Here is a 15,250-nt window from a genome sequence, read left to right as displayed (position 1 = left end):
CGTTATGAGGCAGTTGGGTACAGCGTCTTGGGGTACAAATTACAGGTGGGTGCTCTGCGTGAATGTTGCCACCCAGTAGCGAGGTAAAAGGGCAAGATGAAAATCGGCAAATGGTGCTTCAGTGCAGCGCTAGTGCTGTGGACAACCGCTGGTATCGGCTTGTCGGCACAGGCAGTGCAGTTAGCGGATGGCAGAACCTACTTCGTGCAGCCACCCCGGTTTGAAGGGGCAACCGCCACGCAGAAGACGGCATATTTTTGGGGATCAACGTACTACTTTACGCTGACTGTGCCTGAGAATGCGGGGGAGTCATTGCAAAAAGTCATGATTGCACCGGAAGATGGCCCCGATCGCGCCCGCTTTGATGTCAGTCAAACGGAGGTAGTCGCCAAAACGCACGATCGTGAAAGTAAACTGCCGCTCAGGGATGTCACTCAAGACCCTAAAACACGCGCGATTACCGTCACGTTTGATCAACCAGTCGCGCCAGGCAGTGTGGTCAGAATCGGGCTCTATGCTACGCGCAACCCAGACGTTGGGGGCGTTTATCTCTATGGTGTGACGGCCTACCCAACCGGGGAGCAACCCTATGGTCAGTTTTTAGGGTACGGACGCATTCAGATCACCGATCGCGACTTCTTCCGTCACGGGTTCTTTTAGGTAGCCAGCAGCGATGCAGTCGTCAATGACCTGCTGCACGACTGCCCACAGTTCTGGAGCACTCGTCTGAATGGGAGCCATCCGCTGCAGCACACGATCGCTCGTCACATCATGCAGTTTCCAGGTATGTCCACCCGTTTGCTGGTTATTGAGCAAGGGCTGGAGTCGATCGACTGCCGCCGCAAACCCTGCCGCAGGGGTTGCTTGCGTTTCAAACTCGTCCCATAGCTGACGAAATTCAAGCGCTTGATCAGGTGGCAACAATCCAAACAGGCGATCGGCGGCTTGCGTTTCTCGATCGGCTTTACTCTGGTTCCCCTGCTCGTCGTAGCAAAACGTATCCCCAGCATCGATTTCAACTAAATCATGCAGCAACAGTAGTTTGATGACGTGCAAAATATCGATGGGAGCAGGAGCATATTCGGCGAGAACGATCGCCATCAGCGCAATGTGCCAGGAATGTTCGGCGCTGTTTTCGCGGCGGGAGCCATTCGTTAATAAGGTCTGCCGTAGCACTTGCTTGAGCTTGTCAACCTCAATGACGAACTGCATTTGCTGTACAAGTCGGGTCGATAGCAATGAAACCTCCTTTACCATCCGCGTTTATAGCAAGCGCAAGATAAAGGGGTAGCGATAGGGCGTCTGCGGTTCAGTAGCAACGCGGACGATCGCAATAATGGGTAGGAGAAGGCTGGCAATGCCCAACAGAATGAGCAAGGGAATGCCGATCGCGACGAAGATCAGAATGATGAACACGATCGCATAGAGAAAGAGATTGATATGAAAGTTAATGGATTCTTTCGCGTTTTCTTTCACCACCGGATCATCCGAGACGAGTAGGATGGCGATCGGAATGCCGATCGAGACGATGGTGGAGCTAAAGAAAATCGCACCGTGACAGGCGGCAGATAAGAGCTTGCGCTGACTAAAGTCGTCCATATCGCGTCTCTAGAGGTGAGTAAATGGGGTTCAGAGGTCGTAAGTAATCGCTCGCCCATTTTACTCCCTACACTCTGACGATTGCCGCTATCGTTAAAGTATTGCTATCAGAGTCCTCATCAGACTCATTCTCTTCATCCCTCTCCCGTAAACGCATGTCTACAGAACTCCAGGCTGAACTGCAAACAGCAGTCGAGCGGCGGCGCAATTTTGCGATTATTTCCCACCCAGATGCGGGAAAAACGACGCTGACTGAAAAACTGCTGCTTTATGGAGGTGCCATTCACCAGGCAGGTAGCGTGAAGGCACGACGGGCGCAGCGACATGCGACCTCAGACTGGATGGAAATGGAGCAACAGCGGGGGATTTCGATCACCTCGACGGTGTTGCAGTTTGCCTATCACGGCTGTCAGATTAATTTGCTGGACACCCCCGGACACCAGGACTTTAGTGAAGATACGTATCGTACTCTGGCAGCGGCTGATAATGCCGTGATGCTGATCGATGCCGCCAAAGGGTTAGAGCCGCAGACGCGCAAGCTCTTTGAAGTTTGCCGGATGCGAGGCTTGCCGATTTTTACCTTCATCAACAAGCTCGATCGCCCTGGACGTGAGCCGCTGGATCTACTGGATGAAATTGAGCAGGAGTTGGGACTCCAGACCTATGCCGTGAATTGGCCGATCGGGATGGGCGATCGCTTCAAGGGGGTTTATGACCGTCGCAGTCAGCAGGTGCATTTGTTTGAGCGGAGTGCTCACGGTCAGCGAGAGGCGATCGACACGGCAGTTGATCTGGGCGATCCACGCATCGAACAGTTGTTGGAGCAGTCCCTTTACTACCAGTTCAAAGACGACCTGGAATTGATCGAAGGGTTAGGACCAGAGCTAGACCTTGATCTCGTACATCGCGGCAAAATGACACCTGTGTTTTTTGGCAGTGCGATGACCAACTTTGGTGTGGAGCTTTTCCTTGATGCCTTTTTGGATTACGCCCTTAAACCAGGTCCCCATGCCAGCAGCAAAGGCGAGATTCAGCCGACCTATCCAGAGTTCTCAGGCTTTGTCTTCAAGCTGCAAGCCAACATGGATCCAAAGCATCGCGATCGCATCGCCTTTGTCCGCGTTTGCTCCGGCAGGTTCGAGAAGGATATGACCGTGAGCCATGCCCGTTCTGGGAAAACGGTGCGTCTGTCGCGTCCCCAAAAGCTGTTTGCCCAGGATCGGGAAGTCATCGAAGAAGCCTATCCGGGTGACGTGATCGGGTTGAATAATCCCGGCGTGTTTGCGATCGGTGACACGATCTACGTTGGTTCCAAACTGGAATACGAAGGCATTCCCTGCTTCTCGCCCGAAATCTTTGCCTACCTCAAGAATCCCAATCCATCCAAGTTCAAGCAGTTCCGCAAAGGTGTCTCAGAACTTCAGGAAGAGGGCGCGGTACAGATTATGTATTCTGCCGATGAAGCGAAGCGTGATCCGATCCTGGCTGCAGTGGGGCAACTGCAGTTTGAGGTCGTACAATTTCGGATGCAGAATGAGTACGGCGTCGAAACGCAGCTTGAGCTGTTGCCCTACAGCGTGGCTCGCTGGGTCGATGGCGGCTGGGACGCGCTGCAAAAGGTGGGTCGCCTGTTCAACACGGTCACAGCAAAAGACGCGTGGAACCGTCCTGTACTGCTATTTCGTAACGAATGGAATATGAATCAGGTGCAGGCAGACCATCCGGAGTTACAACTGAATGCGATCGCCCCCGTAGTTTCTGGGAGAGAACCAGACGCTTCATGAAGCTATCCTAGAAGGGCTACAGAGCGCTCAAGCAATCTACCGTCCTCTTTCGAGTAGGAGCAGCACTATGCCTCCGGTTCCTGACCCGTCATTGATCGCCCAAGACTTCCCCGATCTGGAAGCCGGACTCGCGGCTCTCAAGCAGGGTGATTACAAGACCGCGATCGCGAAATTGGAAGCCATCCCTCTTCCCCCTGATCACGCCCTCACAGTGAAAGCGCAGCTGGGGTTGGTCGCTGCCTACGCCCGTACGGGACAGCCTTTACGTGCAGCTGCTCTTTGTCAAACGCTGCGTCAAAGTGATCATCCCCAGCTCCGCGCGTGGGCAGAACGATCGCTGATCAGCCTGACAGAACGCCATCCAGAGCTTGGAGACCAGCTTGAGGCGGTGGGTACGGAAACCGATGCAGTTCAAGCTGCTGTGGCTCCACGTGCTCAATTGGCCTCGGATGACATTACGGGCTTTACGCCACTTGATCCCTCGACGCTATCGGATCTTCATGCTACTGGCGATCGCCGTCCTTCATGGGAGCTTGACGCACCCCTTTCGCAAGGGGCTGACCAGCCGGTTAAGCCGACTGCAGCAACTCAGTCTGTGGCAGCATCAGAGTCTGCAGCATCAGCCAGTGATGGCAACGGTGTCACGGCTCGCAGGCAGGCGTTAAGTGTGGACGAAACTGCCATTCTGTCTGAAGGGATGATTGGGAGAGTCAGGACATCAAAGCCCGTTGCTGCTTCAGGACGCGCACGATCGCAAGCCCAAGCAGTAGCCAGTGACAAGCCGGCACAAGCTGTTCGGGGGGATCAATCAACGTTTTATCCAACCTGGCGACAGGCTGGACGGCTCAAGCAGGGTAAAGCGATCGGTAAGGTGAAGCTGTTCCGTTTGCTGCTGTTGCAGGCTGGCACGGCAGTGGCGCTGTTCTGGATGGTGCAGACGATCGTGTACAACGCCGCACTCTACTACAGTATTGCCCTGACCAAAATCCCCTTCCTCGGCTTGTCGCGCGAATTGTTCCATCCGCCCGTTGTGTCCATTCTCGTCTTCCTGGGCATACTTTTTGTAGCCTCTCGCTGGTTGCTGGATGGGCTGCTTACGGTTGGCTATGGGCTGCAGCCGCTGTCATTGCATAAACTGGCAGTCTACAGCCCTGAAACAGCCCAATCCCTCCAACGCTTCTGCCGTCAACAGCACATTCCAATACCAGCTTTGGGCGTGTTGCCAACGGCTGCCCCGATCGCGTTTAGCTACGGCTGTCTGCCCCACGTCACGCGTACTGTCGTCAGTCAAGGGTTGCTAGAACAACTGGCTGACGATGAAATTGCTACCGTGTATGCCAGCGAAATCGGTCATATTTCCCGTTGGGATGTGCCGTTGCTGTCACTAGTGACGGTGTTGCTGCAAATTCCTTATACCGTTTACTGGCTGGTGAGCGCTTGGGGTAATCGCAAGCAAGCAGCCATTTCACGGGTGTCAGCAAGCGTTTTGGCTGCCATTAACTACGGTGTGTATGCCTTGTTGCGGTGGGTGGCACTCTGGCTGTCTCGCCAACGGGTGTATTACAGCGATCGCGTGGCGATTGAACTGACGGGGAATCCCAACGGCCTGACTCGCGCCCTGCTGAAAATTGCGATCGGCACAGCAAAAGACGTCCAGACCCAGAAGCAAACCAGCTATCTGCTGGAAGGGTTTGACCTGTTAGCACCATTGGGATACCGCATGGCAACGACGCTGGGCAGCGTTTATCCCCATGCGCCGATCGAGTCTGTGCTGGAATGGGAGCGGACAAATCCGTATCGCCACTGGTTGGCAATCAATAATTCGCATCCCCCCACGGGCGATCGACTGCATCTGTTGACGCATTATGCGCGGCATTGGAAATTGGACACGGAACTGGAATGGGGCATTGAACGGTCAGCAGTCAGCAGCCAGCGGTCAACTAGACTGACATCCCAGCAATGGCGAACGCTGTTGCTGCAAGGTGCACCGTTTTTTGGACTGGTCTTGGGGTTGGCGATGGCCTATTTGTTTGCCACGTTGGGCTGGGTTGGTTGGCGAGCCGGGATTAACCAACTGTCGTGGATGTATGGCGATCATGCGTTGCTGCGAGGGCTCCCGCTGGTGGGGTTCAGCATTGGCACCTTCATTCGCATCAATCCACTGTTCCCGGACGTGCCCTTCTCGAATACCAAAGCGGCTGGTTCATCCGATTCGCTGGTAGATTTACTCAAGCCTGCTGATCCTGTGCCCGTTGATGGGCAGACCGTACAGCTAGAGGGTCAATTTTTGGGACGTGCTGAAATCAGCAACCTGCTCAGTCAGGATCTGCTGCTGCGAACGACCACAGGGATTGTCCGACTCCACTGCTTGTCAAATTGGGGGCCGATCGGCAATTTGTTTTCCCAAGCGGTTCGTCCAACCGATGTCTTAGGACAAACGATCGTGGTCACTGGCTGGTTTCGACATGGCGCAACCCCCTGGATTGATGTGGATACGATTCGTACACCGGGCGGACGCGTGAGCCGTAGTGGACATCCCGTTTGGTCTACGATTCTCGGCGCGATCGCTGCTTCCTGGGGTATCTATCTCCTCTTCCGTGGTGGCGCCTTTTGACGATGCACTTGCCGCCTGGTCACAGGTAGACAACCGCTGCCAAAATCCGTTCTCCCTGGCGAGGCTTCAAACCGAATACCTTCGGTAACTCTTGAAATCTTCCATCATCGTCTTCTACAGTGTCATCAAGGTGAAAACTGGGAGGAAGCTTGATGACTGCTGTATTAAAGGACTTTGAGCAACCTGTTCCTGAAAGTGTGCCCGGAAAGCCGCGCTATGTGCCCCAGAGCCAGCGCCGTATTCTTTGTGTGTTCCCCAAGTACAGCCCGTCTTTTGGCACTTTTAATAATGCGTATCCACTGCTAGGCAGGGTAAAAGCATTCATGCCACCGCAGGGGATTCTGCTGGTCGCTGCCTACTTGCCTCAAGAGTGGGAAGTACGCTTCATTGACGAAAATATTCGGTCTGCGCAACCAGGCGATTATCGCTGGGCAGATGTGGTGATTGTGAGCGGGATGCATATTCAACGATCGCAGATCAATCACATCAACGCGATGGCGCATCGGTATGGCAAAATTACAGCGATCGGGGGGCCTTCGGTATCCGCTTGCCCGGAGTACTATCCCGATTTTGACCTGTTGCACCTTGGAGAATTGGGCGATGCGACCGATCGCATGATTGAGTACATGGACTTACAGACCGATCGGCCACCACAGCAGATCCGCTTTGAGACGACTGAGCGACTGCCGCTAAGTGAGTTTCCTGTACCTGCTTATCACCTGATTGATCTCAACAAATACTTCATCGGCAACGTGCAGTACTCTAGCGGCTGTCCCTACCGCTGTGAATTTTGCGATATTCCCGAACTCTACGGACGCAATCCACGCCTGAAGGAGCCAGAGCAAATTACGGCTGAACTGGATGCCATGCTAGCGTCCGGCAATCTGAGAGCCGTGTATTTTGTGGATGACAACTTTGTGGGCGATCGACGCGCTGCCATGAAGCTCTTGCCTCACTTGATCGACTGGCAAAAGCGGAACGGCTATCCCATCCAGTTTGCCTGTGAAGCCACACTAAATCTGGCGCAGAACAAAGAACTGCTGGCAATGATGCGCGAGGCCTATTTCTGTACGGTCTTCTGCGGCATCGAAACACCTGAAGCCGATGCGCTCAAATCGATCTCGAAGCAGCAGAATTTGATGGGTGGGATGTCTATTCTGGATGCCATTAAAACCCTTAATAGCTACGGCATGGAAGTGGTTTCGGGCATCATCATCGGGTTAGATACGGATACACCGGATACGGGCGATCGCATTCTGGAATTCATCCGCCTGTCTAACATTCCCATGCTGACCATTAATCTGTTGCATGCGTTGCCCCGTACTCCTTTGTGGCGCAGGCTAGAAGCCGAAGGACGGCTTAACTTTGACGAAAAGCGAGAGTCCAACGTGGAGTTTCTCATGCCCTACGAGGATGTGGTGGAACTGTGGCGACGCTGCATTACGACTGCCTATGAGCCGGAGTTTCTCTATCAGCGGTTTGCATACAATATGGAACACACCTTCCGCAATCGCATTAAGCGCCCTTTAACGCCAGAACGCCTGTCGAAGAAAAATATCCGCAAAGGGCTATGGATTATGGCTAACCTGATTTTGCGGATTGGTATACTCAGCAACTATCGCAAGACGTTTTGGGCAATGGCCGCACCGAAGCTGAAAACGGGCAAAATTGAGAACCTGATCCACATTGGGCTAGTAGCGCATCATCTCATCACGTTTGCTCAGGAATGTGGACGGGGTGAACAGGCCGCGTCATTCTATGCTCAGAACGTAAAAGCAGCGCAGAGATTTCGCGTTGGAAGCCTTGCTCGCTAGTAGTAGCGCCGTTGCTGCAGCAAGCGATCGCCGTTAATGAGCGCTTAGCCAAAGGTTGTCATCGTTTCACACTGTGTCCCACAGCAATGAGGTAAAACGATCTAGGTAAACGATCTAGAGACTGTGATGCTGTTTTGTTGTCACCATCAGCGAGTATAAACGTTACGGTGCGGCTTTTATGATGGCTATGAGGCGATTGCGCATTGGTACTTGGGATACCGCCTCTACACCCAACTCCCTGTACACTTTGCTGCAGCAATTAATCTAAGATCTGTAAATTTTATGCCTACACTACTGGTTAAAAATATTCATACCCTGGTCACAATGGATACAGCGCGACGCGAGCTTCGCAATGGTGCGCTGCTGGTCAGAGATAACGTGATTGAGCAGGTCGGAACAACCGACGAACTGCCTCAAACCGCCGACGACGTGCTGGATTTGCAGGGAAGGCATGTGGTGCTCCCTGGTCTTGTCAACACCCATCATCACTTTTACCAAACGCTGACGCGGGTAATTCCGGCGGCGCAAGACTGTACCTTATTCAACTGGCTGCAAACGCTGTATCCCATTTGGGCGAAGCTAACGTCAGAAGGCGTTTACATCAGCGCTCAAATGGCAGCTGCAGAGTTGATGCTGTCGGGCTGCACCACAGCCAGCGATCACCTTTATCTCTATCCCAATGACTGCACGCTGGATGACGAGATTGAAGCGATTCGGGCGATCGGGCTACGGTTTCATGCCAGTCGTGGCAGCATGAGCGTTGGCGAAAGTCTGGGAGGTTTGCCGCCCGATTCGCTGGTGGAAAAAGAAGCCGACATTCTCAAAGACTCCCAGCGGTTGATTGAGCAACACCACGATAATTCCCGTCATGCCATGCTGCGGATGACGCTGGCTCCTTGTTCGCCCTTCAGTGTGTCGCCCGACCTCATGCGCGAGTCGGCGAAAATGGCGCGATCGTATCCCGGTGTACGGCTGCATACGCACCTGGCAGAAAACAAGTCGGATGTCACCTACAGCCTGGAAAACTTTGGCATGATTCCGGGTGACTTTGCGGAATCTGTTGGGTGGCTGGGCGAGGATGTCTGGCACGCTCATTGCGTGCAACTCAGCGACGATTCGATCGTCAAGTTTGGCAGAACGGGTACCGGCGTTGCCCACTGTCCCTGTAGCAATATGCGCCTTGCCAGCGGTATCGCGCCGATCCGCAAGATGTTGGATCATAACGTTCCGGTTGGGATTGGTGTGGATGGCTCTGCTTCCAACGACACCAGCAATTTATTGCAAGAAGCCCGGATCGCCTTCCTGCTAGCCCGTGTCCGCGACTGCGATCCCACTGTGATGTCAGCGCGACAGATTCTTGAAGTTGCCACACTAGGAGGTGCAAGAGTACTGGGTCGGGACGATATTGGCGCGATCGCCCCTGGCATGTCCGCCGACTTTATCGCCATTAACGTCGATCGCCACCAGTTTTCTGGTGCCCAGCACGATATCGTCTCTGCACTGATTTTCTGTCAGGTTGATGCGGTTGATTACAGCTTTATTAATGGGAAGAAAGTAGTCGATCGGGCACAGTTAACCACGATCGAACTACCCACGTTGGTAGAAAAACACAACCAAATTGCTCATCAACTATTAGCTTCAGAGTAAGAGCAGAGTTGAGTTTGAGAATGAACAGAAGTGGAGCGTACCACGATAAAGCATCGATCGACGGCTTATTTTGTACCACTACAAATGGGCTAGCAACTTGTCATACTCTGCATGAGAACCAACCCAAAACCAGATGATTGTGCCTTCGTCCAACTGTCCCATTGCTCGATAACGTTTACCGATTCGAGCTGAATAGATGGGCAGCTTTGAGTGTATCTTTTTGAAGCGTAAACTTGGATGCTTGGGATCCCGCCTGAATTGGCGATGGGCTTCGCGCGCTTGTGCTTGAATTTGCTCAGGGAGGGCAGCAAAGGCTTTACGGAATTGTGATGTAGTGCGTGACTTCACAATGGCTCTGGATCTAACGCTTGAGTTTTGCCTGCACGATACTCTGCCATCGCTTCGGCTGCAAGCTGAGCAAGGGCGTCCTGAGACTGCGCAAATGTTGCATCCCATCGGACTTCATCTTCAAGCTCTTCTAGAATCAATGCAGCGATCGCATCCTGCTCATGTTTCGGCAAGGCTTTTAACCGGGTAATCGCTTGTTCCAGCAGTTCAGTCACAAGGATAAACCTCACTGAAGAGAGACTAAATCAATTATCGCGTTATTTTCCACAACGAATTGATCGGCGTTGGCATTGAGGAGTCTCTAAGAAACGGCAACTGTTAAGTTTTTGCACGATCGCCATCCTATCCTTACGGCATCAAGTCATAAAACGACTCTTTGCCCAAATGCTGGCCGTATTGTTTGACCAGTGCGTTCAGGTCGGTGGAGCGATCCAGCGCGATCCAATCATCCACTGACCCTCGAAAACACCATCGCTCCACGACAAAGGCTCTAGTTTGGGTACTCTCCAGCACAAACTGCATCATGGGCGAGTAGGAGAGAGACTCCACCAGCGCTGCTCTCATCCTGGCGGCTTCTGCACTGCTGACAGGTAACGCGATTTCCATCAGCGCATCCACATTCTGGTCACACAGATAGACCACAATCTGGTTGTCTTTCACATCCACGATAAAGTAGTCAAGCTTGGCGTGTTTTTTGATGCCATCTTGGACGATCGCAACCTCTTCGGGCGTAATGATCTGAGGCGGGATCTTCCGCAAAAACACCTGAGCACTGGGATGCTCATAAATTTCATAGCCGTCAGGAATGGCGTTTAACAGGGTGCCTTCAGCCTTCATGGAGAAGAAATACTTGGGCTTACCCGTTTTGGTTTTCCCTTCGTGAAGGTAGTGTTTTCTGCCTCTTCGGTTGGTATATTCAACGCTCATTGTCACTCTCTTTCATACCGAACGATTTAGCAGTAGCAGTAGGGTTTGCAGTGCCCACCACCACGACTTCAACGCTGACACCGATCGCTGGATGGAGGATGTAGCCCCGTTTTAAGCCAAAAGCGTCTTGCTTCTTAAATAGAATCATGATCTGGATAACGTAAATCATTCAGATCAAGACGGACGCAGGTTGCTCGACCAATGGGTGTAATGCCCTGAATGGATAATGATGTGATCAACGGTAAAGCGATTTGCACTCAACCGTTCTGGTGAATGGCAATACTCACATAAGTAGCTTGCGCGCTCGCGGATAGCCTGTTTAATGGCATCATTAATTGGCATTTTGAGCTGCAAGCATCGCATTGATGTGGGTAAAAATGCGGTCTAACTCCCCGATCGCCTCTAGCTCTGTAATTTCGTCCAACGTTAGCTGATCTGCTTTCTTCTTTTCCAGAAGTCTCTCCATCCGTAGTTGAAGGGACTCACTGAACTTGAATAAATTCCAGTCGCCAACTTTTTCAAGCTGAATTTCGTGAATCAATGATGATGGGTTTCTAAGAGCGGTATTCATGGTCAACCCCTTTTAGTTTATTAGCTCCTGGTAGACGAGAGTCTTCAGCAAGTAGTGATCCGTGTAGCTCATGAGGCTTGTGCAGACCGATCGGCGATGTAGTCCTGAAGCGTCTGATACTCTCCTGCTCTGTAGGCTCTCCGCGCCTCTGCCACGTCTGCTAGCACCGTTGGATCTTGCTCCAGCAAGTCATCTTCTGCTTCAGCAATCTGTGCTTCTAGCAGCTTCAGCTTTTCCTCCAGACCTAAGGACGTAATCGCATCCATCAGTGACGTAAACGGAATCTGCAACGCAACGCTATCTGGCATCATTTTTCCTTTAAGCGTTTCGCTTCATCAACCTGAAACCAGTGTACCAACCGTAACGACTCGCTACACCCCACGCCCTACGCCCCACACCCCACACCCTACCCCCTATTTTTCATTCTCCCCCACAGCCAATGCGCCACCCGCAGCAACCAACCGACCAAGCGGCTCAGCCAACCGCGCCGTGGAGTGGAAAGATTGTCAATCGGCGGAGTTGAAAGCCTGCCAATCTCCTGGTCGCAGTCTTGAACATCGCTTTCTAATCCCATCTGTTGATAGAGCAACCGGGCATTTTCGTACGCCTGGATTGCTTGTAATGGTTGTTTTAGCTTTGCCTGCGTTTCTCCCAGATTAAACCAGGCATTTGCTTCGCTATGTTTATCCCTAATCTCCTGCGCAATGGTGAGCCATTGCTGCGAGTAATCGGTGGCCTCCTCATAATTGCCTTGATCGAGGTAGGCCAGTCCCAGATTGCCCAGTGCTTTGCCTTCCGACGCGCGATCGCCAATCTCCCGCGCAATGGTGAGTTGTTGCTGCGAGTAATGGGTGGCCTCCTCATAATTGCCTTGATCGAGGTAGGCCACTCCCAGATTGCCCAGTGCTTTGCCTTCCGACGCGCGATCGCCAATCTCCCGCGCAATGGTGAGTTGTTGCTGCAAGTAATCGGTGGCCTCCCCATAATTGCCTTGAGAGAGGTAGGCCAGTCCCAGATTGCCCAGTGCTTTGCCTTCCGACGCGCGATCGCCAATCTCCCGCGCAATGGTGAGTAGTTGCTGCAAGTAATCGGTGGCCTCCCCATAATTGCCTTGAGAGAGGTAGACCAGTCCCAGATTGCCCAGCGCGACTCCTTCGTAAAATTGATAGTTAATTTGGTGGGCAAGCGTCAATAGCGATTGATAGATGTCCATTGCCAGAGCATACTGTGCCAGGGAGTTATAGGCATTTCCCTGGTTAAGGATGGCTCCCAACAATGCGTTTACATCTTCAGTCTGCTCAATGTTCCAGTCTCCCTGTTGCCATGCCTGCACCAGTCGCCCATACAGTTCCAGGCGTACCGGGTTGTATCCCTGTAAATCCAGGAAATTGTTGCAGGGGATGATTTCCTGATAAGCCTGTGTGTACTGCCCCAGTTCGCACAGATGGTGAAAGGCTTCCAGGTGGGCGGTGACATCTGCCAGTTGTTGCCAGGGTTCGGGTTGGGCAACCGAGCGGTAGTAGGCAACCGCCTGGGTGTGCGCCTCGGTCAAAGCGCCTGCTTGCTGCTGGGCAAACCGTTGCACCAGGGGCAAGAATTGAAACTGCCATCGCTCCTCCAGGGTTTCTACGGCTCCTTCCACGGGCTGTTCCTGTAACAGCGAGCGTCGCGCCAGTTCCCACAGGTCATCCAGGGTGGCGGTTGCCATCATCGCTTGCGCGGCTGTCCGATTAAAGGCAAGTCGATATACGCTCAGGGCGTGCCACAGGGTTTTCAGCGTTGGGGTGAGCCGTGCCACACTCGCAGCCAAAATGCGCCCCACGCTAGCATCCGGGTTGCCCCGGTGGTCGCCCACAATCTGCTCAAACCGATAGAGGTCATCCTGCTTCAGCGCATAGGTCACGTCTGGAGCCACGTTCTTTTTGGGGTTGAGCAACCATCCAGCCGTCAGGCTCAACGACAGCGGGTGTCCATCCACCAGCGTCACAAACCGCTCCAGGTCTGCCCGTTCTCCCCGGATGCCCTTTTCCTTTAAGAGTGCAACCCCTGCGTCGGTGGTCAAGCCCTGCAACGCATACCAGCGGCTCATCCCCTGCTGATTGTCCGGCAGCGAAAAGCCTTCCCGACTGGTCACGAGGATGGTGCACTGCCTGCCATGACTCAGCCAGCGCTGAAAAAAGGCTCCATAGACGGGTTCCTGCCACTGCCCCTGCTCATTCAACAGGGTTTCCAGGTTGTCCATCACCAGCAACCCACGCTGCTGCGACAACTGCTCAACCACCGCCAGCAGCAGAGCCTCATCGGGCAGCTTTTCATCCACCGTCTGCCCAAACTGTTGCAGCAACCAGCGACCAAACGTCGCAAACGCATAGGACTGGTTAAAGCTGATCCACAGCGGCAACGACACCCCCTCAGCCTGCGTCAACGCCTTCGCCACCAGAAACGTTTTGCCATAGCCCCCCGATGCCGTAATCCCAATCAGTCGGACAGACGCATCCTGCACCCAGGCTTGAATCTGCCCAAGCTCCGCCTCCCGTCCCTGGAAGGTGTCCACGTTGGGCGGTTGCTGGTCAAGGATGATACTGGCAGCTTTTTCCTGAAAGACAAAGGTGTTGTCGTGGATGTGGACATTACCACCGTCCTTGACATCCTTGAAGTTAATCCCGCGCCAATCTTCAGTCGTCATAACGGGTTAAAAGTTCAGCGTATTGCCGGAAATCGTGTTTTCGCCACCCTTAATGTTGATGCCCTTCCAATTCTCGATCGTCCACCCCTGCTGATTTTCCTTTGCCATTGCTGCCAGCGCCTCTACAATCTGCCGTGCTTCCGGGTTCGCCGCCAGTGCCTCAGCCGCCAGTTTCACCTCTGGGTGAGCGATCGCCGCCTGTTCTACCTGTTGGCTCAGGGCTGTCGCCTGTTGCTCATCCAGTTGTGTAGGTGCCTGCTCGATCGCAGTCGCCGTTTCTGGTGCCTTTTGCTTCAGCAGCGACAGCAGATGACTGCCCAGCTTCATCACGCCTTCTCCCAGCTTCTCTCCAGACTTTTCCAGACCTTTCGTAGCGATGATCGTAGCAATTGTAGCGATCGACCAGGTTGTAATTGGTTCCATAGGTGCAAAGGGGGCGAATGGATTGACATCTTTTCTACCCCAACAGCATAACAAGGTCAGAAAAATGGGCAATGCCCATCCTAAGTTTGCTGCTTCCCCTGCCCCCTCCGTTTGCCCTGCTTCCCCTTTTCCCCTCTCCCCTCTCCCCTCCGCCCTCTCCCTTCTCTCCCCCTGAGGGGTATCAACCCTTTGCGTATAGCGCGTAACCTTTAGCACCTTAGAATTATCCCTTCTACGGGTGCTTCACCCGCCGTACCGATGAATCCCATTAGTGCTACTCTCTCACCCGACGATCGCGCCACCATTGCTCAGGCGCTGGAACAGATCCGCGATCGCCTGCCCTTCCTCGTTGATTTGATGGCAGAGGAACGCAAATCGATCCCCAAAATGGGCGACAAAAGCCGCACCTTCGTCAACAAAGCATTGGATATGGCAAGCAAGAATGCCGAGTTTTTGCCACGCTCGTTTGATGTCGCAGAGATGCGAAAGGATGTGCAGTTGTTTGATGATTTATCGTCCCTGTCGCTCTCGCTCGTGCAGTTGCAAGATCTGGTGGATGATACCTGCATGGCGCTGGGCAACGAAGCCTACACCGCAGCACTGACCGTCTATAACTATGCCAAAACCACCGGGCAGAAGACCGATGGCTTAGAACCCCTGGTGGATGAGATGCGCCAACACTTTCGCAAACCCCGCAAAGCGAAAGCAAAAGTGGCTGCGATCGCTGGCTAAACCACACCCAATCATGCCTTTCACGATAGCAGGGCTGATCTATCAGCCGTAGAAAATAGACAATAAGGTGGTTGTTTCCATAGCACCTGCAGGCATATGAGTCTG

Annotated in this window: 17 protein-coding genes; 6 read left to right on the top strand and 11 right to left on the bottom strand. The window is 53.2% G+C overall.

Annotation, left to right across the window (positions count from 1 at the left end; genetic code table 11):
• Positions 1–96 precede the first annotated feature (96 nt).
• Entirely contained in the window at positions 97–660 is a 564-nt protein-coding gene (locus C7B82_RS08140) for a DUF2808 domain-containing protein (RefSeq protein WP_106255798.1), read from the top strand.
• On the opposite strand, the gene C7B82_RS08135 is transcribed toward C7B82_RS08140, so the two are convergent.
• Both C7B82_RS08135 and C7B82_RS08130 read right to left on the bottom strand, forming a co-directional pair.
• Positions 601–1,239, bottom strand: a complete 639-nt coding sequence (locus C7B82_RS08135; RefSeq protein WP_106255829.1) for an HD domain-containing protein — start codon at positions 1,237–1,239, stop codon at positions 601–603. The genes C7B82_RS08140 and C7B82_RS08135 overlap by 60 nt on opposite strands.
• 24 nt (positions 1,240–1,263) lie before the next feature.
• The gene (locus tag C7B82_RS08130) at positions 1,264–1,599 is read right to left on the bottom strand and encodes a DUF4870 domain-containing protein (RefSeq protein WP_106255797.1); all 336 of its coding nucleotides are present in this window, start codon (positions 1,597–1,599) and stop codon (positions 1,264–1,266) included.
• 155 nt (positions 1,600–1,754) lie between these two features.
• Between C7B82_RS08130 and prfC the strand changes: the two genes are divergently transcribed.
• From prfC to C7B82_RS08110, 4 genes are all read left to right on the top strand, one after another.
• The gene (gene prfC, locus C7B82_RS08125) at positions 1,755–3,383 is read left to right on the top strand and encodes a peptide chain release factor 3 (RefSeq protein ID WP_106255796.1); all 1,629 of its coding nucleotides are present in this window, start codon (positions 1,755–1,757) and stop codon (positions 3,381–3,383) included.
• A gap of 67 nt (positions 3,384–3,450) precedes the next feature.
• Complete coding sequence (locus C7B82_RS08120) at positions 3,451–5,997, top strand: M48 family metalloprotease (protein WP_106255795.1); 2,547 nt, start codon at positions 3,451–3,453, stop codon at positions 5,995–5,997.
• A gap of 152 nt (positions 5,998–6,149) precedes the next feature.
• Complete coding sequence (locus C7B82_RS08115; RefSeq protein ID WP_106255794.1) at positions 6,150–7,811, top strand: B12-binding domain-containing radical SAM protein; 1,662 nt, start codon at positions 6,150–6,152, stop codon at positions 7,809–7,811.
• Between the two features lie 282 nt (positions 7,812–8,093).
• A complete protein-coding gene (locus tag C7B82_RS08110) occupies positions 8,094–9,458 on the top strand; it encodes an 8-oxoguanine deaminase (RefSeq protein ID WP_106255793.1) in 1,365 nt (454 codons plus the stop codon).
• Positions 9,459–9,536: 78 nt separating this feature from the next.
• Here C7B82_RS08110 and C7B82_RS34610 read toward each other — a convergent pair whose 3' ends face one another.
• From C7B82_RS34610 to C7B82_RS08070, 9 genes are all read right to left on the bottom strand, one after another.
• Positions 9,537–9,806 (bottom strand): ParE family toxin-like protein, encoded by a 270-nt coding sequence (locus tag C7B82_RS34610; RefSeq protein WP_106255792.1) that lies wholly within the window; start codon positions 9,804–9,806, stop codon positions 9,537–9,539.
• Positions 9,803–10,021, bottom strand: a complete 219-nt coding sequence (locus C7B82_RS08100; RefSeq protein WP_106255791.1) for a hypothetical protein — start codon at positions 10,019–10,021, stop codon at positions 9,803–9,805. Before C7B82_RS08100 ends, C7B82_RS34610 begins: the two co-directional genes overlap by 4 nt.
• A 133-nt stretch (positions 10,022–10,154) precedes the next feature.
• Entirely contained in the window at positions 10,155–10,733 is a 579-nt protein-coding gene (locus C7B82_RS08095) for a hypothetical protein (RefSeq protein WP_106255790.1), read from the bottom strand.
• The gene (locus tag C7B82_RS35060; RefSeq protein ID WP_181357401.1) at positions 10,723–10,881 is read right to left on the bottom strand and encodes a hypothetical protein; all 159 of its coding nucleotides are present in this window, start codon (positions 10,879–10,881) and stop codon (positions 10,723–10,725) included. Before C7B82_RS35060 ends, C7B82_RS08095 begins: the two co-directional genes overlap by 11 nt.
• Positions 10,882–10,907: 26 nt before the next feature.
• Positions 10,908–11,075, bottom strand: a complete 168-nt coding sequence (locus C7B82_RS35055; protein ID WP_146141095.1) for an HNH endonuclease — start codon at positions 11,073–11,075, stop codon at positions 10,908–10,910.
• Positions 11,065–11,304 (bottom strand): hypothetical protein, encoded by a 240-nt coding sequence (locus tag C7B82_RS08085; protein ID WP_106255788.1) that lies wholly within the window; start codon positions 11,302–11,304, stop codon positions 11,065–11,067. Before C7B82_RS08085 ends, C7B82_RS35055 begins: the two co-directional genes overlap by 11 nt.
• 68 nt (positions 11,305–11,372) lie before the next feature.
• A complete protein-coding gene (locus tag C7B82_RS08080; protein ID WP_106255828.1) occupies positions 11,373–11,612 on the bottom strand; it encodes a hypothetical protein in 240 nt (79 codons plus the stop codon).
• A gap of 98 nt (positions 11,613–11,710) precedes the next feature.
• Complete coding sequence (locus C7B82_RS08075; protein ID WP_106255787.1) at positions 11,711–13,990, bottom strand: tetratricopeptide repeat protein; 2,280 nt, start codon at positions 13,988–13,990, stop codon at positions 11,711–11,713.
• Between the two features lie 6 nt (positions 13,991–13,996).
• Positions 13,997–14,413 (bottom strand): hypothetical protein, encoded by a 417-nt coding sequence (locus C7B82_RS08070; protein ID WP_106255786.1) that lies wholly within the window; start codon positions 14,411–14,413, stop codon positions 13,997–13,999.
• Between the two features lie 258 nt (positions 14,414–14,671).
• Here C7B82_RS08070 and C7B82_RS08065 point away from each other — a divergent pair, with 258 nt between their 5' ends.
• Entirely contained in the window at positions 14,672–15,145 is a 474-nt protein-coding gene (locus C7B82_RS08065) for a hypothetical protein (RefSeq protein WP_106255785.1), read from the top strand.
• The last annotated feature ends 105 nt before the right edge of the window (positions 15,146–15,250 follow it).

The sequence above is a fragment of the Stenomitos frigidus ULC18 genome, assembly GCF_003003795.1.
Taxonomy (GTDB): domain Bacteria; phylum Cyanobacteriota; class Cyanobacteriia; order Leptolyngbyales; family Leptolyngbyaceae; genus Stenomitos; species Stenomitos frigidus_A.
This window is presented reverse-complemented; position numbering and strand designations above follow the sequence as displayed.

Excerpts from the sequence above, each read along its gene's own strand:
- C7B82_RS08140 (WP_106255798.1), top strand. The coding sequence starts at position 97 with ATGAAAATCGGCAAATGGTGCTTCAGTGCAGCGCTAGTGCTGTGGACA.
- C7B82_RS08130 (WP_106255797.1), bottom strand. The coding sequence starts at position 1,599 with ATGGACGACTTTAGTCAGCGCAAGCTCTTATCTGCCGCCTGTCACGGT.
- prfC (WP_106255796.1), top strand. The coding sequence starts at position 1,755 with ATGTCTACAGAACTCCAGGCTGAACTGCAAACAGCAGTCGAGCGGCGG.
- C7B82_RS08120 (WP_106255795.1), top strand. The coding sequence starts at position 3,451 with ATGCCTCCGGTTCCTGACCCGTCATTGATCGCCCAAGACTTCCCCGAT.
- C7B82_RS08115 (WP_106255794.1), top strand. The coding sequence starts at position 6,150 with ATGACTGCTGTATTAAAGGACTTTGAGCAACCTGTTCCTGAAAGTGTG.
- C7B82_RS08110 (WP_106255793.1), top strand. The coding sequence starts at position 8,094 with ATGCCTACACTACTGGTTAAAAATATTCATACCCTGGTCACAATGGAT.
- C7B82_RS08095 (WP_106255790.1), bottom strand. The coding sequence starts at position 10,733 with ATGAGCGTTGAATATACCAACCGAAGAGGCAGAAAACACTACCTTCAC.
- C7B82_RS35060 (WP_181357401.1), bottom strand. The coding sequence starts at position 10,881 with ATGATTCTATTTAAGAAGCAAGACGCTTTTGGCTTAAAACGGGGCTAC.
- C7B82_RS35055 (WP_146141095.1), bottom strand. The coding sequence starts at position 11,075 with ATGCCAATTAATGATGCCATTAAACAGGCTATCCGCGAGCGCGCAAGC.
- C7B82_RS08085 (WP_106255788.1), bottom strand. The coding sequence starts at position 11,304 with ATGAATACCGCTCTTAGAAACCCATCATCATTGATTCACGAAATTCAG.
- C7B82_RS08080 (WP_106255828.1), bottom strand. The coding sequence starts at position 11,612 with ATGCCAGATAGCGTTGCGTTGCAGATTCCGTTTACGTCACTGATGGAT.
- C7B82_RS08075 (WP_106255787.1), bottom strand. The coding sequence starts at position 13,990 with ATGACGACTGAAGATTGGCGCGGGATTAACTTCAAGGATGTCAAGGAC.
- C7B82_RS08070 (WP_106255786.1), bottom strand. The coding sequence starts at position 14,413 with ATGGAACCAATTACAACCTGGTCGATCGCTACAATTGCTACGATCATC.
- C7B82_RS08065 (WP_106255785.1), top strand. The coding sequence starts at position 14,672 with ATGAATCCCATTAGTGCTACTCTCTCACCCGACGATCGCGCCACCATT.